At 68.0% G+C, this 20911-nt stretch carries 21 protein-coding genes and 1 tRNA gene; 12 read left to right on the forward strand and 10 right to left on the reverse strand.

The genetic code is table 11. The annotated features are described in order from the left end of the window. The first annotated feature begins 279 nt into the window (after window positions 1-279). From glnK to FBZ83_RS11425, 5 genes are all read left to right on the forward strand, one after another. The gene (glnK, locus tag FBZ83_RS11405) at window positions 280-618 is read left to right on the forward strand and encodes a P-II family nitrogen regulator (RefSeq protein ID WP_035670687.1); all 339 of its coding nucleotides are present in this window, start codon (window positions 280-282) and stop codon (window positions 616-618) included. A gap of 351 nt (window positions 619-969) precedes the next feature. Next, window positions 970-2202, forward strand: a complete 1233-nt coding sequence (locus FBZ83_RS11410; protein ID WP_247888267.1) for an aminotransferase class I/II-fold pyridoxal phosphate-dependent enzyme — start codon at window positions 970-972, stop codon at window positions 2200-2202. Between the two features lie 86 nt (window positions 2203-2288). Continuing rightward, complete coding sequence (locus FBZ83_RS11415) at window positions 2289-4814, forward strand: DNA translocase FtsK (RefSeq protein WP_145682631.1); 2526 nt, start codon at window positions 2289-2291, stop codon at window positions 4812-4814. Window positions 4815-5000: 186 nt separating this feature from the next. Beyond that, entirely contained in the window at window positions 5001-5663 is a 663-nt protein-coding gene (locus FBZ83_RS11420; RefSeq protein ID WP_137115439.1) for a LolA family protein, read from the forward strand. 151 nt (window positions 5664-5814) lie between these two features. After that, the gene (locus tag FBZ83_RS11425) at window positions 5815-6435 is read left to right on the forward strand and encodes an HdeD family acid-resistance protein (protein ID WP_145682633.1); all 621 of its coding nucleotides are present in this window, start codon (window positions 5815-5817) and stop codon (window positions 6433-6435) included. A 4-nt stretch (window positions 6436-6439) separates the two neighbouring features. Here FBZ83_RS11425 and FBZ83_RS11430 read toward each other — a convergent pair whose 3' ends face one another. The 3 genes from FBZ83_RS11430 to FBZ83_RS11440 all read right to left on the reverse strand — a co-directional run bounded on the left by FBZ83_RS11430 (window position 6440) and on the right by FBZ83_RS11440 (window position 9235). Then, the gene (locus FBZ83_RS11430) at window positions 6440-7972 is read right to left on the reverse strand and encodes a YifB family Mg chelatase-like AAA ATPase (RefSeq protein ID WP_145682634.1); all 1533 of its coding nucleotides are present in this window, start codon (window positions 7970-7972) and stop codon (window positions 6440-6442) included. 9 nt (window positions 7973-7981) lie between these two features. After that, a complete protein-coding gene (locus tag FBZ83_RS11435) occupies window positions 7982-8506 on the reverse strand; it encodes a hypothetical protein (protein ID WP_145682637.1) in 525 nt (174 codons plus the stop codon). Between the two features lie 174 nt (window positions 8507-8680). Then, on the reverse strand, window positions 8681-9235 hold the full coding sequence (locus tag FBZ83_RS11440) for a hypothetical protein (RefSeq protein WP_145682638.1): 555 nt from the start codon (window positions 9233-9235) through the stop codon (window positions 8681-8683). Window positions 9236-9482: 247 nt separating this feature from the next. Here FBZ83_RS11440 and FBZ83_RS11445 point away from each other — a divergent pair, with 247 nt between their 5' ends. The 4 genes from FBZ83_RS11445 (at window position 9483) to FBZ83_RS11460 (ending at window position 13671) form a co-directional block, all read left to right on the forward strand. After that, window positions 9483-10229: a creatininase family protein gene (locus FBZ83_RS11445; protein WP_137139492.1), complete on the forward strand. Its 747-nt coding sequence runs from the start codon at window positions 9483-9485 to the stop codon at window positions 10227-10229. A 100-nt stretch (window positions 10230-10329) separates the two neighbouring features. After that, on the forward strand, window positions 10330-11841 hold the full coding sequence (locus tag FBZ83_RS11450; RefSeq protein ID WP_145682640.1) for an ABC transporter substrate-binding protein: 1512 nt from the start codon (window positions 10330-10332) through the stop codon (window positions 11839-11841). Window positions 11842-11881: 40 nt separating this feature from the next. Further along, window positions 11882-12829 (forward strand): ABC transporter permease, encoded by a 948-nt coding sequence (locus tag FBZ83_RS11455; protein ID WP_145682642.1) that lies wholly within the window; start codon window positions 11882-11884, stop codon window positions 12827-12829. Window positions 12830-12837: 8 nt separating this feature from the next. Beyond that, entirely contained in the window at window positions 12838-13671 is an 834-nt protein-coding gene (locus FBZ83_RS11460) for an ABC transporter permease (RefSeq protein WP_247888268.1), read from the forward strand. Between the two features lie 178 nt (window positions 13672-13849). Here FBZ83_RS11460 and gpt read toward each other — a convergent pair whose 3' ends face one another. Beyond that, complete coding sequence (gene gpt / locus FBZ83_RS11465; RefSeq protein ID WP_035670736.1) at window positions 13850-14350, reverse strand: xanthine phosphoribosyltransferase; 501 nt, start codon at window positions 14348-14350, stop codon at window positions 13850-13852. Between the two features lie 170 nt (window positions 14351-14520). Here gpt and FBZ83_RS11470 point away from each other — a divergent pair. Continuing rightward, window positions 14521-14597 (forward strand) — tRNA-Arg (locus FBZ83_RS11470). A 77-nt stretch (window positions 14598-14674) separates the two neighbouring features. Here the strand turns inward: FBZ83_RS11470 and FBZ83_RS11475 are convergent. After that, entirely contained in the window at window positions 14675-14854 is a 180-nt protein-coding gene (locus FBZ83_RS11475) for a hypothetical protein (protein WP_145682647.1), read from the reverse strand. A 673-nt stretch (window positions 14855-15527) separates the two neighbouring features. Here FBZ83_RS11475 and FBZ83_RS11480 point away from each other — a divergent pair. After that, on the forward strand, window positions 15528-16079 hold the full coding sequence (locus FBZ83_RS11480) for a YgjV family protein (protein WP_145682650.1): 552 nt from the start codon (window positions 15528-15530) through the stop codon (window positions 16077-16079). 96 nt (window positions 16080-16175) lie between these two features. Here the strand turns inward: FBZ83_RS11480 and FBZ83_RS11485 are convergent, their stop codons facing one another. After that, window positions 16176-16691 carry a ferritin-like domain-containing protein gene (locus FBZ83_RS11485; protein WP_014239055.1) on the reverse strand — a complete coding sequence of 172 codons (516 nt, stop codon included), beginning with the start codon at window positions 16689-16691 and terminating at the stop codon, window positions 16176-16178. A gap of 190 nt (window positions 16692-16881) precedes the next feature. On the opposite strand from FBZ83_RS11485, the gene FBZ83_RS11490 reads away from it, so the two are divergent. Beyond that, window positions 16882-17349, forward strand: coding sequence for a PA2169 family four-helix-bundle protein (locus FBZ83_RS11490; protein ID WP_145682652.1), 468 nt, complete (start codon window positions 16882-16884; stop codon window positions 17347-17349). 24 nt (window positions 17350-17373) lie between these two features. Here the strand turns inward: FBZ83_RS11490 and FBZ83_RS11495 are convergent, their stop codons facing one another. The 4 genes from FBZ83_RS11495 to FBZ83_RS11510 all read right to left on the reverse strand — a co-directional run bounded on the left by FBZ83_RS11495 (window position 17374) and on the right by FBZ83_RS11510 (window position 20793). Continuing rightward, on the reverse strand, window positions 17374-17580 hold the full coding sequence (locus FBZ83_RS11495; RefSeq protein WP_145682653.1) for a DUF1289 domain-containing protein: 207 nt from the start codon (window positions 17578-17580) through the stop codon (window positions 17374-17376). A gap of 98 nt (window positions 17581-17678) precedes the next feature. After that, window positions 17679-18212, reverse strand: a complete 534-nt coding sequence (locus tag FBZ83_RS11500; protein ID WP_145682655.1) for a ferritin-like domain-containing protein — start codon at window positions 18210-18212, stop codon at window positions 17679-17681. Then, a complete protein-coding gene (locus FBZ83_RS11505) occupies window positions 18209-19051 on the reverse strand; it encodes a 2-oxoacid:ferredoxin oxidoreductase subunit beta (protein ID WP_051658017.1) in 843 nt (280 codons plus the stop codon). The genes FBZ83_RS11500 and FBZ83_RS11505 overlap by 4 nt, the downstream gene beginning before the upstream one ends. 20 nt (window positions 19052-19071) lie before the next feature. Continuing rightward, on the reverse strand, window positions 19072-20793 hold the full coding sequence (locus FBZ83_RS11510; RefSeq protein WP_145682657.1) for a 2-oxoacid:acceptor oxidoreductase subunit alpha: 1722 nt from the start codon (window positions 20791-20793) through the stop codon (window positions 19072-19074). Window positions 20794-20911 lie beyond the last annotated feature (118 nt).

Below are 20911 nucleotides of genomic sequence, written 5' to 3' on the forward strand. Positions count from 1 at the left end.
AATCGTTCCGCTCGGTCCGGATGTCCAGCGGCGCGGCGTCGCGGCACCCGGTTTGCGTAATTATTAGGCATGACCTGCCCAATCGATCGGCGAAACATCCAAAAACCGCTGAAAAGGGCCGATTCTGCAACCGGCACGATTTTTGAAGACATTGCTTTTTATGGTCGAGGCGAACACGCTCGAGTCACGTTCGGGAAACCCGCCGTCACGGCGGGATCGGCCGAGGGGGGACCGGGCGACCGCAAGGGCCCGCAAACACGCATACCAAGGGGAAGCCACATGAAACTGGTTATGGCCATCATCAAGCCGTTCAAGCTCGACGAAGTGCGCGAGGCGCTGACGTCGCTCGGGATCCAGGGCCTGACGGTGAGCGAGGTGAAGGGCTTCGGACGCCAGAAGGGTCAGACCGAGATCTACCGCGGCGCCGAGTATTCCGTGAGCTTCCTGCCCAAGGTGAAGGTCGAGGTCGCGGTGTCCGACGACCAGTACGAGCAGGTGGTCGAGGCGATCCAGAAGGCCGCCAACACCGGCCGCATCGGCGACGGCAAGATCTTCGTGCTGGACATCGCCCAGGCCGTGCGCATCCGCACCGGCGAGACCAACACCGAAGCCCTCTGAGGCGTCCTGGAGGAAGCGGACCGGGCGGGGCGTCATCGCCCGGCCCCTCCCGCGAGGGGGGAAGGCGCGTCCGCTTTTTCTTGCCGCAGGGCGTCGATGATCTGCCCGGAGACTTGAGGCCGGGCGCGCCAATCTTTCCGCTGTGACGCTAAGGCCGCCGGAACGGGCGGCGTATGCTTTCCCTTGACCGGGTCTCGTCCGGTTTTGTGCCCTTGTGCCGGGACTCCACCGCCGGTAGGATCGTTTCCGTTTCGTATCGGGCAGAGGCCCCCGGAGGCCACTGACGGGCCGTGCCCCTCGGGGCCGGCCCGGCCTTCCCGGGCCGTCCTCATGGAAAGGATTCTCGGCGGCATGTCGCTCCCGGACCTCGGCACCTTCGCTCTCGTCAACGACCGGCTCGACCGGCTGTCCGACTACCCCTTCACCCGGCTGGCGGCCCTGCTGTCCGGGGTGACGCCGCGCGCCAACGCCGAGCCGATCATGATGTCGGTGGGCGAGCCGCAGCACCAGCCGCCGGCCGTCATCGACGAGACGCTGCGCGCCAACGCCCATTTGTGGGGCAAATACCCGCCGGTCGGCGGCACGCCGGAGTTCCGCGAGGCGGTGGGCGCCTGGCTGGCCCGCCGCTACGCCCTGCCGGACGGGCTGTTCGATGCCGAAAAGTCGGTCCTGCCGGTGTCCGGCACGCGCGAGGCGCTGTTCCTCCTCGCCCTGCTGGCCGTGCCGCCGTCCAAGGCGGGCCGCCAGCCGGCGGTGCTGATGCCCAACCCCTTCTACGCGCCCTACGAGGGCGCGGCCCTGCTGGCGGGGGCGGAGCCGGTGTTCCTGCCCTCGACCCGCGAGACCGGCTTCCTGCCCGACCTCGACGCGCTGACGCCGGAGCTGCTGGAGCGCACGGCGCTGTTCTACCTCTGCACCCCCGCCAACCCGCAGGGGGCGGCGGCCGACGCCGCCTATCTGGAGCGGGCGATCGGGCTGGCGCGGCGCTACGGCTTCATCCTGGCGGTGGACGAGTGCTACGCCGAGATCTATCTGGACACACCGCCGGTCGGCGCGCTCCAGGTCGCGTCGGGGCTGGCCCATGACGGGAAGCCCTGGGCGAACATCCTGGTCTTCCATTCCCTGTCCAAGCGGTCGAGCGCCGCCGGGCTGCGCTCGGGCTTCGTGGCCGGCGATCCGGAGCTGATGTCCCGCTTCACCCGCCTGCGCAGCTACTCCAACGCCGGGATGCCGCTGCCGGTGCTGGCGGCCAGCGCCGCCCTGTGGCGGGACGAGGCCCATGTCGAGGAGAACCGCGCGCTCTACCGCGCCAAGTTCGACGCGGCGGAGGCTTCGCTGAAGGGGCGCTACGGCTACTACCGGCCGGACGGCGGCTTCTTTCTGTGGCTGGAGGTCGGCGACGGCGAGGAGGCGACGCGCCGCCTGTGGGCGGAGGGCGGCATCCGCGTTCTGCCCGGCGCCTACCTGACCCGCAGCAACCCCGGCGAGGCCAACCCCGGCGCCCCCTTCATCCGCATCGCGCTGGTGAACGACGCCGAGACGGTCGCCCACGCCTGCAGCACCATCGCCCGCATCCTGGGATAAGAGCCGCCCGTTTCGGCTCACGTCACCCCGGTCTTTCGCCCCGAAGGACGGGTCCGGTTCAGCACGTTCTTGAGGACCTTCTGCCCATGGCACGACCCGCAAGCCCCCGCAGCGGAAGCGGCAAAAGCGCCGGAGCACGGCCCGCCGGTGCGCGGCCGGAGAAGCCGCCCTTCTTCTCGCCCGCCACGCGCGCCTTCGTGGTGGCACGGGCGCGCGAGCTGGCGGGCTTCGCGCTGGGCGTGGTCGGTCTGGTGCTGATGGTCATCCTGGGCAGCTACAACCCGGCCGATCCCTCGTGGAACGCGGTCCCCGCGGCGGACGCCCACATCCACAACCTGTTCGGCCGGTTCGGCGCCCATCTGGCGGACGTCCTGATTCAGTCGCTGGGCTGGGCGGCCTATCTGCTGGCGCTGGTCCCGATGATGTGGGGCTGGCGGCTCAGCCTGCAGAAAAGCATCCGCCATCCGCTGTTCCGCAGCGTGCTGGCGGTGTGGGGCGTGCTTCTGGTCGCCATGTTCCTGGCCGGGATGGGCGGCGGAGGCGGGGATCCGCTGAACGGCCATCCCGGCGGCAGTTTCGGCATCGTCCTGCTGGACGGGGTCAGCAAGCTGCTGTTCGGCGGCCCCGGCAATCCGCTGGTCGGCACCGTGGCCGGCGTGGCCGGCGGGTTGATCCTGTTCGTCGCCATGGGCCTGTCGATCCGCGAATGGGCGGCCAGCCTGCGCGAGACCGCCGCCGGCCTCGCCCGCCTCGGGCGGGGGGCGCGGGCCGGCATGTCCTTCGTGCGCGACAAGGGCGCGGAGGCCGCGCGCAACGCGGTTCACCAGACCGGTGGCCTGCTGCGCCGGGAGCCCAGCCTCGCCACCGCGGACCGGAAGGCCGTCGCCCCGTCTCTCGACGACACGCCCGACGAGGACGGTGCCGCCATCACCCTGCGCGCCGCGCCGCGCGGCCGGCTGTCCGACTCCATCAGCGTCGAGCCGCGCGTGGAGGCCAAGACCCGCGCCGTTCCGGTGGTGACCCCACCCGCCGGGGGCAAGACGAAGGCCGCCGACCAGGGGCGCCCGTCCAAGCAGGCCGCCCTCAATCTGGAGGAGGCGGACGGCTACGAGTTGCCGCCGCTCGACCTGCTCCAGATCGTCCCGACCAGCGTGCGCGGCGAGAAGGTGGACGAGGCGGCGCTGCGCGAGAACGCGGTGAGGCTGGAGGGCGTGCTGTCCGACTTCGGCGTGCGCGGCGAGGTGCAGAAGGTCCATCCCGGCCCGGTCGTCACCCTCTACGAGCTGGAGCCGGCGCCCGGCACCAAGTCGTCCCGCGTCATCGGGCTGGCCGACGACATCGCCCGCTCGATGAGCGCGGTGTCGGTCCGCGTCGCCGTGGTGCCGGGCCGCAACGTCATCGGCATCGAACTGCCCAACGCCAAGCGCGAGACGGTGCTGCTGCGCGAGCTGCTGGCCGGCGACGTCTTCGACAAGACGGCGGGCAAGCTGCTGCTGGCGCTCGGCAAGGACATCGGCGGCCAGTCGGTGGTGGCCGACCTCGCCCGTTTCCCGCACCTGCTGGTCGCCGGCACCACGGGCTCGGGCAAGTCGGTGGCGATCAACACGATGATCCTGTCGCTGCTCTACCGTCTGCCGCCCGACCGCTGCCGCTTCATCATGATCGACCCCAAGATGCTGGAGCTGTCGGTCTATGAGGGCATCCCGCATCTGCTGACGCCGGTCGTCACCGATCCGAAGAAGGCGGTGGTCGCCCTGAAATGGACAGTGCGGGAGATGGAGGACCGCTACCGCAACATGTCCAAGCTGGGCGTGCGCAACATCGAGGGCTACAACGCCCGCCTGCGCGAGGCCCGCGCCGACGGCGAACTGCTGACCCGCCGCGTCCAGACCGGCTTCGACCCCGACACCGGAAAGCCGATCTTCGAGGAGCAGCCGCTCGACCTGAAGGAGCTGCCCTACATCGTCGTGATCGTCGACGAGATGGCCGACCTGATGCTGGTGGCCGGCAAGGACATCGAAGCGGCGATCCAGCGCCTCGCCCAGATGGCGCGGGCCGCCGGCATCCACCTGATCATGGCGACGCAGCGCCCCTCGGTGGACGTCATCACCGGCACCATCAAGGCCAACTTCCCGACCCGCATCAGCTTCCAGGTCACCAGCAAAATCGACAGCCGCACCATCCTCGGCGAACAGGGGGCGGAGCAGTTGCTCGGCCAGGGCGACATGCTCTACATGGCCGGCGGCGGCCGCATTACCCGCGTCCACGGCCCCTTCGTCGCCGACGGCGAGGTGGAGCAGGTGGTGAAGTTCCTCAAGACGCAGGGCGAGCCGAGCTACGTCGACGCCATCACCGAGGAGGACGACGAGGACGGCGGCTCCTTCGACGACGGGTCGGGCGCCGGCGGCGGGTCGGGCGACGACCTCTACGACAAGGCGGTGGCGGTGGTCTGCCGCGAGCGCAAGGCGTCGACCAGCTTCATCCAGCGCCAGCTCCGCATCGGCTACAACTCCGCCGCCCGCCTGATCGAGCGGATGGAGAGCGAAGGCGTGGTCAGCAAGCCCAACCACGCCGGCAAGCGCGAGGTCCTGGCCCGCAACATCGAGGAGTGAGCGGCGGTTGCCCCCTCCCTAGCCCTCCCCCTCTTCGAGGTGGAGGGGACTGCCGCCGCTTCGCCCATGCCCCCTCTCCCTCGAAGAGGGGGAGGGTTGGGGAGGGGGTAAAGCGCTCTTTCTCCTTGGAACCACCACCGCCGCGCCCCATTTCCGCCCGGAACGTCCGGTTACCTAGCAGGCATCATGAAGATCCCGTTCCGCCGCATTCTGGCTGCCGCTGCCGTCGCTCTGTCCGTCACCTCGGCGGGAGCGGTCCTCGACCCCGCGCTCGCCGCGCCGCGCGCCGCCGCCCTGTCCACCCAGGACCAGGCGCTGGTGGCCCAGGCGGAAAGCTATCTGAACGGCATTGGCACGCTGCAATCGAAGTTCGTGCAGGTCGCCCCGAACGGGCACCAGACCGCCGGCACCTTCTACCTCGCGCGTCCCGGCCGGATGCGGCTGGAGTACGACCCGCCGGTGAAGGACTTCGTCGTCGCCGACGGCGCCTTCATCTTCTATTGGGACGGGGAGATGCGGCAGCAGTCCAGCGCCCCCATCGGCAGCACGCTGGCCGACTTCATCCTGCGCAAGAACATCCGGCTGTCCGGCGACGTGACGGTGACCGGCGTCTATCAGGCGCCGGGGCTGGTGGAAATCAGCCTGACCGAGACCAAGGACCCCGGCAAGGGCACCCTGACCCTGGTCTTCGAGGACCGGCCCTTCCAGCTCCGCAAATGGCGGGTGCTGGACGCCCAGGGGCTGACGACCGAGGTGGCGCTGATGAACCCGCGCGAGGGCATGCAGTTCGACTCGAAGCTCTTCTACTTCATCGAACCCAGCAAGGGCGACTACGGCCGCAGCAACTGACCTGCCCCAACGAGCATGCACGGAAGTCGCGCGAATCCCGCCGTTGCAACAACCCGCCGCCGCAACGAAGTCCTCCTGATCCTGTTGCCGTGATGCATAGGGCGCGTTCACCCGCGCCCGGTGCACTCGAACGGATGAGGGGAGACGAGACATGGCTACGGAGGCGATGTACGAGGCCCGACGGGTCCAGGGCATGAACGATCTGCTGGCGCGCAACTGGTGGGCGTTGGCGTTGCGCGGTGCCGGGGCGGTGATGCTCGGCCTGCTGGCTTTTCTTCTGCCGGGGGCGACGGTCGCCACCCTGGCGGTTCTGCTCGCGGCCTACCTGCTGATGGACGGGCTGTTCGCCATCGTCGGCGGCGTCCGCGCCGCCCAGGCGCAGGAGCGCAGCCTGCCCTTCATCCTGGACGGCGTGGTCAGTCTGGTGGCCGGCACCGTGGCCCTGCTGTGGCCGGAGGCGAGCCTGTTCGCGCTGATCTTCGTGATCGCCGCCTGGTCGGTCATCACCGGCTTCGCCAAGATCATGACCGCGTGGCGCATGCACCGCACCCACGGCAAATGGGCCTGGGGCGTGGCCGGCGCCCTGTCGGTGCTGTTCGGCTTCGGCATGTGGGTCCTGCCGTCGCTGGGCCTGCTGGCCGTGGCGCTGGGTGTGGGCAGCTACCTGATCGCCTATGGCGCGCTGGCCATCATCACCGCTTTCCGCCTGCGCCGCTGCCTGCACGACCGGACCCATCATTCCAACCATGGCAACGCCGTGGCGGCGGAGTAAAGCATCATCGACCGGGGGCGATGCTGCGGTAGCCCAGCGCCTCCGCGACGTGCGGGCGGCGCACGCCGCCCCCGCCGTCCAGATCGGCGAGCGTGCGGGCAACGCGCATGACGCGGTGATAGCCGCGGGCGGACAGCTTCAGCCGCTCCGCGGCCTCGGTCAGCAGGGCGCGGCCCGGCTGGTCGGGGGCGGCAGCCTTCTCCAGCAGCTCGCCGTCGGCCTCGGCGTTGGTGCGCACCGCCCGGCCTTCGGGAAAGGGGCCGAAACCGGCATAGCGCTCCGCCTGGATCGCGCGGGCCAGCGCCACGCGGGCGGCCACGTCGGCGCTGCCCTCGGCGGGCGGCGGCAGGCTGAGGTCGGCAGGGCTAACGGCGGGCACGTCGATGTGCAGGTCGATTCGGTCGAACAGCGGCCCGCTGATCTTCGACTGGTAGTCGGCGGCGCATTTCGGCGCGCGGGCGCAGGCCAGCGACGCGTCGTCGAGATGGCCGCAGCGGCAGGGGTTCATCGCCGCGATCAACTGCACCCGCGCCGGATAGGTCACATGCTGGTTGACTCGGCTGACCACCGCCTTCCCGGTCTCCAGCGGCTGGCGCAGCGCCTCCAGCGTGCCGCGCGGAAATTCGGGAAGCTCGTCCAAGAACAGCACGCCCTTGTGGGCCAAAGAAATCTCGCCCGGCTTGGCGCGCGACCCGCCGCCGACCAGGGCGGGCAGGCTGGCCGACTGGTGCGGCGACCGGTAGGGGCGCTGGCGCAGCAGTTTGCCGCCCTCCAGCAGCCCGGCGACGCTGTGGATCATCGACACCTCCAGCGCCTCCGCCGGGTCGAGCGGCGGCAGCAGGCCCGGCAGCCGCGCCGCCAGCATCGACTTGCCGGAGCCGGGCGGCCCGATCATCAGCAGATTGTGCGAGCCGGCGGCGGCGACCTCCAGCGCGCGCTTGGCCGTCTCGTTGCCCTTCACGTCGCGCAGGTCGAGCGGCGCCTCGGCGCTCTCCTGGATGCGCGGGCGCGGGCGGGTCAGCACCTGCTGGCCGCGGAAATGGTTGATGAGCGCCAGCAGCGTGGCCGGCGCCAGCACGTCCAGCCCCTCGCCCGCCCAGGCAGCCTCGCCGCCACAGGCCTCCGGGCAGATCAGCCCGCGGTCGTGGGCCAGCGCGTTGATCGCCGCCGGCAGCACTCCGGCCACCGGGGTCAGCGCCCCGTCCAGCGCCAGTTCGCCCAGCGCGCAATAGCGGCTCATCTCCAGATCGGGCAGCACGCCCATGACGGTCAGCAGGGCGAGCGCGATGGGCAGGTCGAAATGGCTGCCCTCCTTCAGCACGTCCGCCGGAGCGAGGTTGACGGTGATTCGCTTGGCCGGCAGGGCGAGGCCGAGCGCGTGCAGCGCCGCCCGCACCCGTTCCCGGCTCTCGGCCACCGCCTTGTCGGGCAAGCCGACCACGGTGAAGGCGACGATGCCGCCGGACATCTGCACCTGAACGTCGATGTCCAGAACCTCGATGCCCTGGAACGCAACCGTGTTGACGCGGGCGACCATGGGTTTCGCCTACTGCTTATAACGAATGCGGATGGCTGGATCAGCCGCATGGCCCCGTAGAAGCATGTTGGAAACATCTCGGACCCCGACGTTCAGATTGACTTTGATAAGGAGTTCAGAGTTGGAAGTCCAAGAAACATCATTATTCCAATCAGAAACCCCATCACATCCGGAAACCAACACTTGATTCCTTTCATTAAACGCTCTGGAAAAATCGGATCCTAATTTAATGACAGAAATATAAGATACACAGTATGGCGAAATGCCACCGCCGCCAGCTGCCACGAACATTATGGCCTGATGCTGACTGTCAGGAGACGATAAAGCACCTACTACAGAAAAATGATCCTCCGCAAATGGCCGGTTGCGTCCAATCAGTAAAAACAAGCCCAATCCGACGACCGAAATGGTACCAATTCCGGTGAGAAAGTTAATTATGAAACGTCTCATTCTTCTCCACCAGCCAAGGACCAAATTCGTTAGGGAAGGTATAATCGGTTCCACATTGGTGAAGGCGACGATGCGGTCGGACATCTGCACCTGGGCATCGATGTCCAGAACCTCAATCTCCCGGACGCCGCCATTTTGATCAACGCAACCATGCCGGCACTCACCCTCGCGAAACCGCGTGCGATTGTATGTGTAGACCTATCGATTTACCAGGGAAACGCGCTGACGGCACCGGACGGTGACGGAATCGTGCTGCGTTTACCCGGAATTTTTATCCATTCGGTCCGATTCGATGTGCCAGAGCAAATTCGGAACGTAGGCCTTCAAAGCCCGCCGGATATCTTTCGCCGACGCGGTGGAGCCGAAGCTGCTGAGCGTAATAACCCGGCTTGTATAAAAAGAGTTGATGCTTCGCCGAACAAGATTTTTTCTATCATTGGAAATTCTCAAGTTGTATGTGTATGGAATACCATTTGTTCCCCACATCATAGAGTGTTCCGCTGATTTGAAGTCTACCCATTTTATTGATGATACTGTTTGGCCATAAACGAACAACCCATTCTTATCTGCTATAATAATCGGCCCACTATGTATCATAAGCGATAAATTTTCAGCTGATTTTATACAACCAAATACAATAATGATGATGCTGAGCCATCCGCTGAGTTCATTCAGTTCGGATGTTTTGAAGAGAAAAAAGCCGAGAACCGTGACAGAAATGTTAGATATTAAGGCAGCAAAATGCTCAAATCTTGATGAATATGCAACCAGCGAATCGTCGCCATTCTCGGTTATTTTTGCGTTGATATCCAAGATAGGTTCCTTGCAGACGGCTCGGTATAGGACGGTCGGGTGGATTGATTGACGATTTCAGCTCCATAGACCAGAAAGATGCCAGATTGCAGAGGGGTGATTCATATTCCCTCGATAGTATAGGCAGCTGGAAAAAATTCAACACGATCATCTCAATTCCGCAGAGAATGTCGGCGTGCGGCCTTTGGGAAGCCAACCGATCTGCCCTATCTTTGGCGGAGACCACACCGAACAAGGAACCAGGACCGTGCAGCTTCTTCTCAGCACCTGGGCCGAGGCCGAGGCCTATCTGAAGACGTCCAAGGGCATCATCCTGCCCATCGGCTCCACCGAGCAGCATGGGCCGAACGGCCTGATCGGCACCGACGCCATCTGCGCGGAGGTCGTGGCCCGCGGCGTCGGCGACGCCACCGGGGCCATGGTCGGGCCGACCATCCCGGTGGGCATGGCCGTGCACCACATGGACTTTGCCGGCTCCATGACGCTGAAGCCCTCCACCCTGATCGCCCTGCTGCGCGACTATGTGATGTCGCTGGCCGAGCATGGGTTCGAGCGCTTCTTCTTCGTCAACGGCCATGGCGGCAACGTTGCGTCGGTCCGCGCCGCCTTCTACGAGATCTATGCGGAGAACCGCGCCCTGCGCGGCCGGCAGGCACCGGAGCTGCGCTGCACCCTGGTCAATTGGTGGGAAAACCAGGAGATCGGCCGCCTGTCGCGGGAGCTGTTCGGCGGCAAGGAGGGCTCCCACGCCACGCCCAGCGAGGTCTCGCTGACCCAGTACGCCTATCCCGAGTCGATCAAGACGGCGGCGATGGACCCGGAGACCGCGTCGCCCGGCGGCTTCTACGACGCCCGCGACTTCCGGCGCCGCCACCCGGACGGGCGCATCGGCTCCGCCCCCGGCCTTGCCTCGCCGGAGCATGGCAAGCGGCTGTTCGAGACGGCGGTGGAGGCGATTTCCCGCCAGTACGGCGCCTTCCTGGCGGAGGCCTGAGCGGAAAAGCGAGCGGAAAAGCCTGCTTGCGGCCTTGAACTCGGGCGGGGCTTCACCGCATCATCCCGCGCCGAGACAACGATTGGGGGAAACAGCCGTCATGCCGAACCGCCAGAGGCGCGCCGCGCTCGCCATCACCATGGGAGCGGTTCTCGGGCTGGCCGGTGCGCTGGCCGCCGGTCCGGTCCTCGCGCAGGCTGCCCTCCGGACCGACTTGGTGGTCGGGATGCGGCTGGAGCCGCCGCACCTCGACCCCACGGCGGGCGCGGCGGCGGCGATCGACGAGGTGACCTATGCCAACCTGTTCGAGCCGCTGACCCGCATCGACGCCGAAGGCAAGGTGGTGCCGGGCCTCGCCGAAAAATGGGAGGTGTCGGCGGATGGGCTGACCTACACCTTCCACCTGCGCAAGGGAGCGAAGTTCCACGACGGCACGGACGCCGATTCGGCGGACGTCAAGTTCTCGCTCGACCGCGCGCGTGGCGCCGAGTCGGTCAACGCGCAGAAGGGCTATTTCGCGGCCATCGCCGGGGTCGAGGCGCCGGACGCGCGGACCGTGGTGGTCACCCTGTCGCGGCCGGACGGGCTGTTCCTCTTCCACATGGCGTCGGGCGACGCCGCCATCGTCGCGCCGGAGTCGGCGGGCGCCAACAAGCAGACCCCGGTCGGCACCGGCCCCTTCAAGTTCGAGCGCTGGGTGGCCGGCGACCGGGTGGTGCTGGTGCGCAACCCCGACTATGACGGGCCGAAGCCGGCGCTGGAGCGCGTCACCTTCCGCTTCATCAGCGACCCGGCGGCCCAGGTCGCCGCGCTGAAGGCCGGCGACATCGACAGCTTCCCGCAGTTCGACACCTACGAGGCGCTGCCCCAGTTCCGCGACGACGGGGCCTTCACCGTCATGGTCGGCACGACGGAGGGGGAGACGATCCTCGGCACCAACAACGCCCGCAAGCCCTTCGACGACGTGCGGGTGCGCCGGGCCCTGGCCCACGCCATCGACCGCAAGACGTTGATCGACGGGGTTCTGTTCGGCAACGGGGCGGCCATCGGCAGCCACTTCCCGCCGCACCGCGCCGGCTACGTCGACCTGACCGGCCTCTACCCCTACGACCCGGACAAGGCCAAGGCGCTGCTCGCCGAGGCCGGCCTTCCGGACGGGTTCGCGACGACGCTGCGCCTGCCGCCGCCGATCTACGCCCGCCGCTCCGGCGAGCTGATCGCCGCCATGCTGGCCGAGGTCGGCGTCCGCGTGACGGTCGAGCCGATGGAATGGGCGCCCTGGCTGGAGAAGGTGTTCAAGGGCAAGGATTACGACCTGACCCTGATCGCCCACACGGAGCCGCTGGACATCGACATCTACGGGCGCCCCGACTACTACTTCAACTACCAAAGCGAGCGCTTCAACGCCGTGGGGGCGGAGTTGGACCGCACCCAGGACAGCGCCAAGCGCAACGCCCTCTATGGCGAGCAGCAGCGCATCCTGGCCGAGGACGCGGTGAACGGCTTCCTCTTCATGCTTCCCTCGGCCACCGTGCAGAAGTCGGCGGTGCAGGGCATGTGGGTCAACCGCCCGATCCAGGCCAACGACGTGACGGGCGTCCGGTGGAAGTGACCCGGCGCGGCCGGACCGGACCCGGCGGGGGCTGACCCGGGTGCTCGCCTTCCTGGTGCGCCGTCTGCTCACCCTGGCGCTGACGGCGTGGCTGGCCACGCTGGTGGTCTTCGCCGTGCTGGAGGCGATCCCCGGCGACCCCGCCCTGGTCATGCTCGGCACCAGCGCGCAGCCGGAGGCGGTGGCCGCCCTGCGTGCCCAGATGGGGCTCGACCGGCCCTGGCCCGTCCGCTACGCCGGCTGGGTGGGCGGCATGCTGCACGGGGATTTCGGGACCAGCCTGACCTACGCGCGCCCGGTCGCCGGGCTGGTCGCCGACCGGCTGGCCATCACCCTGCCGCTGGCCGGGCTGGCGCTGATCCTGTCGGCAGGCATCGCCATCCCGCTCGGCCTGTTCGCCGCCGGGCGGCAGGGCCGGGCCGGGGACTGGGCGGTCATGGCCTTCGGGCAGATGGGCATCGCGGTGCCCGGCTTCTGGTTCGCCATCCTGTTGATTTTGCTGTTCTCCGTTCGGCTGGGCTGGTTCTCCGCCGGCGGCTTTCCGGGGTGGGAGGCCGGGGCGGGGCCGGCGCTGAAGGCGCTCCTGCTGCCCGCCGTGGCGCTGGCCTTGCCGGAGGCGGCGATCCTGGCGCGCATCACCCGCACCGCGGCGCTCGACACGCTGCGCGAGGAGTATGTGCGCACGGCGGTCGCCAAGGGCTTGCCGCGCCGCGTGGTCCTGCGCCGCCACGTGCTGCCCAACGCGCTGATCCCCGTCGCCACCATCCTCGGCCTGCAATTCTCCTTCCTGGTCGCCGGGGCGGTGGTGGTGGAGAACGTCTTCACCCTGCCGGGGCTGGGCCGGCTGCTCTATCAGGCCATCGGCCAGCACGACCTGATCGTGGTGCAGAGCGTCGTCGTGCTGCTGGCGGTGACGGTGGTGACGGTCAACGCGCTGGTCGACATCGCCTGCGCGGCCATCGACCCGCGCCCGCGGGTGACGGCATGAGAGGGTTCGTGAGACGGCTTAGGCGCCTGCCGGTCAGCCTGCTGCTGGGCGGGCTGCTCACCGCGCTGGTGGTCGGGGCGGCGCTGCTGTCGCTGGCCTGGACGCCCTTCCCGGCGGAGCAGGTGCGGGTGGTCGCCCGGCTGCGCCCGCCGGGGCCGGTCCATTGGCTGGGCACCGACCATTTCGGGCGCGATGTGCTGTCGATGATCCTGGTCGGCGCCCGCAACTCGCTGGCCGTCGGGGCGGCGGCGGTGGCGCTGGGCGCCCTGCTGGGCGTGCCGCTGGGGCTGGCCGCCTCCGCCTGGGGACGCTGGGGGGACGAGGCGGTGGCCCGGCTGGGCGACCTGCTGTTCGCCTTTCCCGCGGTGCTGACGGCGATCCTGCTGACGGCGGCGCTGGGGGCGGGGGCGGTGAACGTCGTGCTGGCGCTCGGCCTGTTCAACGCCGCGGTCTTCGCGCGGGTGGCGCGCGGGGCGGCGCTGGCAGTCTGGCGGCGGGACTTCGTGCGGGCGGCGCTGGCGCTGGGGCGCGGGCCGCTGTCGGTGACGCTGGTCCATGTGCTGCCCAACATCGCCGGGGTGGTGATCGTCCAGGGGACGGTGCTGTTCGCCGTGGCGGTGCTGAACGAGGCGGCGCTGAGCTATCTGGGGCTGGGCATCCAGCCGCCCTCGCCGTCCTGGGGCAAGATGCTGGGCGACGCGCAGACCTTTCTGTTCACCTCCCCCCTCCAGGCGATCTTTCCCGGGGCGGCCATCGCGGTGACGGTGCTGGGGCTGAACCTGCTGGGCGACGGGCTGCGCGACGCGCTCGACCCACGCCACCGCTCGGCGGGGCTGCTGTAGACTTGACACAAGACGCTTGGGCTTGTGTCAAGTGTCAAGCGGGTGGGAGTTGTCCCCTCTCCCCTCCGGGGAGAGGGTTAGGGTGAGGGGGATGCGCGTAGCGGTACGTTCGGCACAAGCGCAACCCCCTCACCCGGCCCTCCGGGCCACCCTCTCCCCAGAGGGTAGAGGGCAATTTTCAGGCGCCGCGGTGCTGCTTGGCGATCGGCTGGGAGAATTGCAGCTCGATGTCCCACGGAAAGTGGATCCAGGTGTCCTGGCTCACCTCGGTGATGAAGGTGTCGACCAGCGGACGCCCCAGCGGCTTGGCGTAGACGGTGGCGAAATGCGCCTTGGGCAGCATCTTGCGCACGACCACCGCGGTTTTGCCGGTGTCGACGAGGTCATCGATGATCAGCCAGCCCTCGCCGTCCCCGGCGTTGGCGCCCTCCACGCCCTTCAGCACCATCGCCTCGCGCTGGTTCTGGTGGTCGTAGCTGGAGACGCAGACGGTGTCGATCATGCGCAGTTCCAACTCGCGCGCGATGATGGCCGCCGGGACGAGACCGCCACGGGTGATGGCGATGATGCCCTTCCACGGGCCCTTGTCGATCAGGCGCCAGGCCAACGCCTTGGCGTTGCGGTGAAGCTCCTCCCAGGACACCGGGAAGTGCTTGTTGAACGGAACGGCTTCTGGCACGGCTATGGACTCCGAAAGAAACGTGCGCCGCTTATACCGCAAGCCCCACCGCCGGGCAATCGACCGCGTGAAAAGGCGAAAAAAGGTCTTGCAGCCCGAAACCCTTTTGAGTAAGTTGCGCGCCTCGACGACGGACGGTCACCGCCGCCGCCGGGAAGACAAACAGGAATGCGCCCGTAGCTCAGCTGGATAGAGCACCAGACTACGAATCTGGGGGTCAGGAGTTCGAATCTCTTCGGGCGCGCCATTCCTTCCAGTCTGCACAAGAAAGCCGCCCTTGGGCGGCTTTTCTGCTTTCTGGACTCTGCCTGGCGAAGGTTTCCCTCAGCCGTTTTTCTTTTTCCGCGTGGTGCGCTTCGGCTTGGGCGGTTTGGTTATGGCGTTGAACAGGGCGGTCTGGTTGCGCCGGGCGGCGGCGCCGAACACGCCGCTCCAGAAACCGATGGCCTGGCTGGCCGTCCGGTTGGCCATGGACAGCCAGAGGCTTTGCGGTGTCCCCTTCATGCTTCCCCCTTTTTGAAGGCCCTGCCGATGAATTTCGGCCCGGGTGGTAACAGCGCGGCGCGGTCAAACTCCCGCGACGATCGCGCGGCGATGGCGGACCCGCGTCCATGACATGGTCAGGCCGACCCGCTCGGCGCAGCCATAGTGCCAGGGACGGTTCTCGGCATCGCCGGCCCAATGCGGTTCCCCGGCCCGCAAAGGTTTCCCGCAATGGCAACAGGTGGGTGGCGCGGGAAGACGTGCGGCGTCCCGTTTCGTCAGCTGGTTCATAGGGCATCTCATCCAGAGCGTCTTATTCCAGGAGGCGTCTCAGGCACGGCGTTTCGGGAAGGCACGGCGTCGAGAGCGTGTGAGAGCATGTGTTTTCTTGGGCGTGTCATCTTGCGGTGCGAAGAATGACCGCCTCACCGTCCCGGTGAAACGTCGCAAAGGTGAAATGCCCATGGGGTGCCCCCGACCACAGGGGTATGCCCATGGTCAGGCCATAGGTCGCGAGATCGTTGGCATTAAACGCTTTTTGCCCTTATCGCGAATCGGTCCTGCGGGGCGGTCCGCCCACTCTTGATCACACCCCGATTCACAGCCGGTTAACCATCCGCGCCTAGCGTCCGCCCCCTTTCGCCGCGGCTTTCTGCTGCGGCGCAGCATTTTCCGAAGGGTGAAGGCGTTATCCATGGTTTTCCTGTTGCACTACCTGCCGTCCCTGTCGCTGGTCGCGGTGAGCGGACTCGCCGGTCTGGCGTTGGGCGTCCTGTCCACGCTGCTTCAGGACCGGCGGGCGATCCTGACCGCGCAGGCCGGGGCCGGCGCGCTGTTCGTCCTCCACTTTTTCGCCCTGGGTGCCCACACGGGCACGCTGATGTGCGCGCTTGGCCTCGTGCAGATGGCCGCCGCCTATCCGGACCGGCGGCCGCGCTGGCTGCGCGTTCTGTTCGCCCTGACCGTCCCGGCGGCGCTGGCCGTCGCGGCGGCGACGTGGCAGGGGCCGATGTCCGCCCTGTCGGCGGCGGGCTTCGTCCTGGGCACCATCGGGCGCTGGCAGAGCCGGGTCGGGCGGATGCGGCTGTTCTTCCTGTCCTCGACGGTGGTCGGGGCCGGCCACAACGCGCTGGCCGGTTCGGCCTTCGGGCTGGCGTCGGACGCGATGACCCTGTCCGGCCATCTGCTCGCCCTCTGGCGCGCCCGCCCGGCGGTTCGCCGGCGGTCGGCGTTGGCGCTTCACTGAAAAAGGAAACCGCGCCGGGGGCGGTGCCCCGGCGCGGTTTCGCAGACGCGTTGACGCTACCGCTTCTCTGTTGAGGTTAGCGCTTCTCTGTTGAGGTTAGCGCTTCGCTTCGGCGGTGCCGGCGGTTTCGCGGCGCTCCAGATAGGTCTTGGTGAGCTGCGGCAGGCGCTGTTCCAGCCACGCGGCCATTTCCAGCTCCTCGTCCAGGCTCGGCTGCAGCATCCGGGCGATCTCCGGTTCCCCGGCCTGCTCCGCGGCGGAGATCAGGGCGCGGTAGTTGGCGATCTCGAAATGCTCGAAGGAATAGTCGAAGATCGACGCCTTCACGATCTCGTCCGACGCCACGACACCGGACAGCGATTGGGCGTTGCCGATCAGCATGGCGACGCCGGTCTTGATGGCCGAGGTGTCGGTGCCCAGGCGCTGCAGGCACTGCTTCAGCCGGTCGGCCTGCCGGTTCGACACCTCGATGTGCTCCTGCACCTTGGCGAGGACGTCCGGGTAGTTCTTGATGCGCTCCGCCTGCCGCTCCAGCATCTCGACCGCCTGGCTCTCCATGGCGTGGGCGTCGCGGAGCCAGTCGATCAGGGTCTCCTTGGTGGTGTTGGCCACAGGTCCTCTCCCTCGTTGCGTTATCGGACAGTCCATTGGGGATGGACCGACAACAGGCGGAGCAGTGGTTCGTCACCATCGGACGATGCGGACCAACCCAAGCGGAGCACCCTTCGGATGCATCGAGGAACCTTCACCGGAGCGGCAGGTTTTCAAGTGGTTGGGCAGCCTGCCAGGGGAGGAACCGGCCATGTCGGCAAATGAACCGGCCGTGATGGGAAAAGACCAGATCGTCGACACCCTCAACGATCTGATCCGCATCGTCGAGGACAGCCACGAAGCCTATCGTCAGGCCGCTGAGGCTTTGGAAGACGAGGATTTGAAGGCCCTGTTCAACGATCTGGCCGCCCAACGCGGCGCCATCGTGCGCGAGGTGCAGCGCCTCGTCGCCGAACAGGGCGGGGCGCCGGACATGGGCGGCACCGTGATGGGCGGCGCCCACCGCTTCTTTCTGGAGCTGAAGACCAACGTCCTGGGCCACGACCGCGAGGCGATCCTCGCCGAGGTGCAGCGCGGCGAGGGCGAATGCGTCCGTGCCTACGAGGAGGCCCTGGCCAAGGAGCTTCCCCTGCCGATCACCGCGGTGGCGGTGCAGCATCTCGACCGCATCCGCGCCGACCGCGACCGCATGACGCTGCTGCGCGGCACCCCGGCCTGACGCCGGAAAACACGCGAGGGACGGTTACTCCGCGGCGGCGGCCTGACGCTTCTCCAGATCGGCCAGCAGGGCGCGCTTCTGGTCGGCGTTCATGTGCTTCCAGCCGCGGATCTCCTCCAGCGTGCGCAGGCAGCCGATGCAATAGGCGCGGTCGGCGGTCAGCTTGCACACGCTGACGCAGGGAGACGGGACGATGGCGGCGGGGTCGGTTTGCGGAAGTCCGTCGGTCATACCAAAGGCCAAAAGGAAACGGGACGGCACTGGGCCGTCCCGTCCTTACCATCCGCTAGCGTCCGGTCTCAATCCCAAAGGCCTTTTGCCCGATCGTTTCAGTCGGAGATGTTGGGCGGATCGGGATCGTCCGACCAGTCGTCCTTCGGGGCCGGGTAGCGCTCCAGCCACTTGCGGACCAGGGCGACGTGGCCGGCCTCCTCCTCCGCGAACTCGCGGGCGAGGCGGGCGACCTCCGGGTCCTTCGTCTCGGCGGCGACCGAGGCGTAGTAGTTGTTGCCCTGATGCTCGCTCAACAGCGCCATCTTCAGCGCGTGGTGCGGTTTCATCAGGTAATGGGCGTTCTCGAAGGCCGCGGACTCCGGGGACTCGGTGGTGGCGTCCCACTGGAATTCCCAGGGGGCGACCTTGGGCAGCGCGCCGAACTCCCGGGCGATCTGCTTCACCTCTTCGGCGTGTTTGGCCGAGTAGGTGGACAGATCGCGGAACAGCTTGGCGACCTCCACATTGTTGTGGGCCTCCATGCTGTCGGCCAGCTCGGTGTAGCGCTCCGCCGCCTCGATCTCCAGGGCCAGCGCGTGGGCGAGGAACAGGCCGACGTTGGCGGCCCCGTTCAGCACTTTCGTCTTCATACCGCGAACCCCTCTTCGATCTGGGCGATGCTGCGGGTGGCCGCCGATTCCGGCTGGAACGGACGGCGATTGCCAGCGAGGAAGATGCCGAGGCCGAACCCGTCGTCCTCGAGGACGGCGCGCATCGCCTCGTTCGGGTCGTCCGTCGGCTCGCGGCCGTAGGGATGGACCGTGCTCTTCCAGTTGCGTTGCTCGGGGCGGAAGGTGACGCAGGGGGACAGGATGTGGATGACCGAGAAGCCGGGGTGCCGCACGCCCTCCACGATCAGGCGCGCGACCTCGTTCGGGTTGTTGGAGAAGCCGCGGGCGACGAAGTTCGCGCCGCAGGCCAGCGCCAGGGCGACCGGCTGGATCGGGTTGACGCCCGGCCCTTCCGGGGTCAGCTTCGACTCGCACCAGTCGGCCTCGGTGGTCGGCGAGGCCTGACCCTTGGTCATGCCGTAGACCTGGTTGTCCATGACGATGTAGGTCATGTCGACGTTGCGGCGGCAGGCGTGCAGGAAGTGGTTGCCGCCGATCGAGAAGCCGTCGCCGTCGCCGCCGAAGATCAGCACGTTCAGCTCCGGCCGGGCCAGCTTCACGCCGGACGCCACGGCCAGCGAGCGGCCGTGCACCGTGTGGTAGCCGTAGACGCTGGTGTAGGCGGGGATGCGCGACGAGCAGCCGATGCCCGACACCACGACGGTGTCCTTGCGCTCCAGCCCCATGGTCGCCATGGCGCGGGTGATGCCGGCCAGCACGGAATAGTCGCCGCAGCCGGGGCACCAGATGGGCTTCACGTCGGATTTGTAGTCGCCGGGCAGCGGGCCCACGACATCGTCGGTCAGATGGGTATCCATGGATTTCGTGCTCCGGCCGGTCAGATCAGGGAAAGAAGCGTCTCGTGCACCTCGCGGGCGCGGATCGGCAGCGGGCCGGGGCGGCTGAACACCGACACAGCGCCCGGCAGGTCGTAATGCCCGCGCAGGAACTTGTGGAACTGGGCGCCGTGCGTCTGCTCGACGACCAGGACCTTGGAGACACCGTCCAGCGCCGCGGCCAGCTTGGCCGGCTGGACCGGGGAGATCAGGCGGATGGCGACCAGCCGGGCCTTGGTGCCGGCGGCCTCCAGCCGGCGCACCGCCTCGCGCGACGGGCCGGTGGCGGAGCCCCAGGTGACGACGGCGATCTCGCCCTCGCCCTCGACGTCGGCCCAGGCGTCGCCGTAGTCGTGGCTGGTCAGCTTGCGCAGGCGCTTGTCGAGCTGCTTCTGGTGGTCGGACGCCTGCGAGGACGGCAGGGCGTTCTCCGCATGCTCCAGACCGTCGGCGGTGTGCTCGCCGCCCGCCATGCCGGGGATGGCGGCGGGGGAGACACCCGATTCGGTGTTGGCGTAGCGCTTGTACGTCGCCTCGCCGCCGAGATCGGTCGCCAGCAGCCGGTTCGCCTTGTGGGGGGCGTCGGCCGGCTTGTCGACGATGGCGCGGGACTGGCCCATCGCCTGATCGGACAGCACGATGGCCGGGGTCTGCAGGGCCTCGGCCAGATGCACCGCCCACTGGGTGGTGAACAGGCAATCGGCGATGGAGGTCGGGCCGACCACCAGATGCGGGGCGTCGCCGTGCAGGCCGTAGACGGCGATGTTCAGGTCGGACTGTTCGGACTTGGTCGGGATGCCGGTGGACGGGCCGCCGCGCTGCACGTCGACGATCACCACCGGGGTCTCGGAGGCCACGCCCAGGCCGATGCATTCGGTCATCAGCGACAGGCCGGGGCCGGCGGTCGCGGTGATCGACGGCACGCCGCTGAAGGAGGCGCCCAGGCACATGGCGATGGAGGCCAGCTCATCCTCTGCCTGGACCAGCTTGCCTCCGGTCTTGGCGAGGTTGGGGGCCAGCCACTCCAGGATCTCGGTCGCCGGCGTGATCGGGTAGGCGGCGCAGAACTTCACCCCGCCCTTCAGGGCGCCCAGCCCGGCGGCCTCGTTGCCGGAGATGTTCCAGCGGGTGGCGCCCTCCTTGTTGGGGGCGGCCAGCTCCAGGCCGAGGTTCCAGCCGGCGGCCTCCTTGGTTCCGGCGTCGATGCCGGCGTTGGACGCCTGGATGGCGGCGTCGCCCTTCTTGCCCAGCGCCTTCTGGATCACCGCGTCGATGCCGGCGCGCGGCAGGCCGACGATCGCCGCGACGGCGCCGAGGCCGACCATGTTGACGCGCCCGCTGGGGATGCGGCCGGCCAGTTCCTTGATTGGCAGCTCGACCTGGCGGGCGCCGCTGGCGGCCAGGACCGCGGGCACCTCGCCCTGGCTGGGGTCGGTGATGATGACGCTCTTGTCCGACAGCGGAAGCTCGGCCGCGAAGCGCTCCACATTCTGCCAGTCGAAGGCGACGATCAGGTCGAAACGGTCCCCCGGACCGTGAACGGGCGTCGGCGACAGGCGAACGAGGGCGGCGGCCTCGCCGCCACGGATCTGCGGGCCGGTGGTCCGCGACATCAACCCGTACCATCCCACGTTGGCGGCGGCATCCAGCAGCATCTGTCCGGCGGTCATCGCGCCGGCGCCACCGCTGCCCACCAGGGCAATCGTGACCGAGTCCACTGTCATTGGTTAATCCCTTGCGTCCGAATGTGAGTCGCCCGACGCCCGTACGGCTACGTCAGCATTGCGGAACAAGGGAATGATCTGGCGCAAATCGGACGAAAGACGCCACGATTTTGCGAAG

Source organism: Azospirillum brasilense, assembly GCF_007827815.1.
Taxonomy (GTDB): domain Bacteria; phylum Pseudomonadota; class Alphaproteobacteria; order Azospirillales; family Azospirillaceae; genus Azospirillum; species Azospirillum brasilense_C.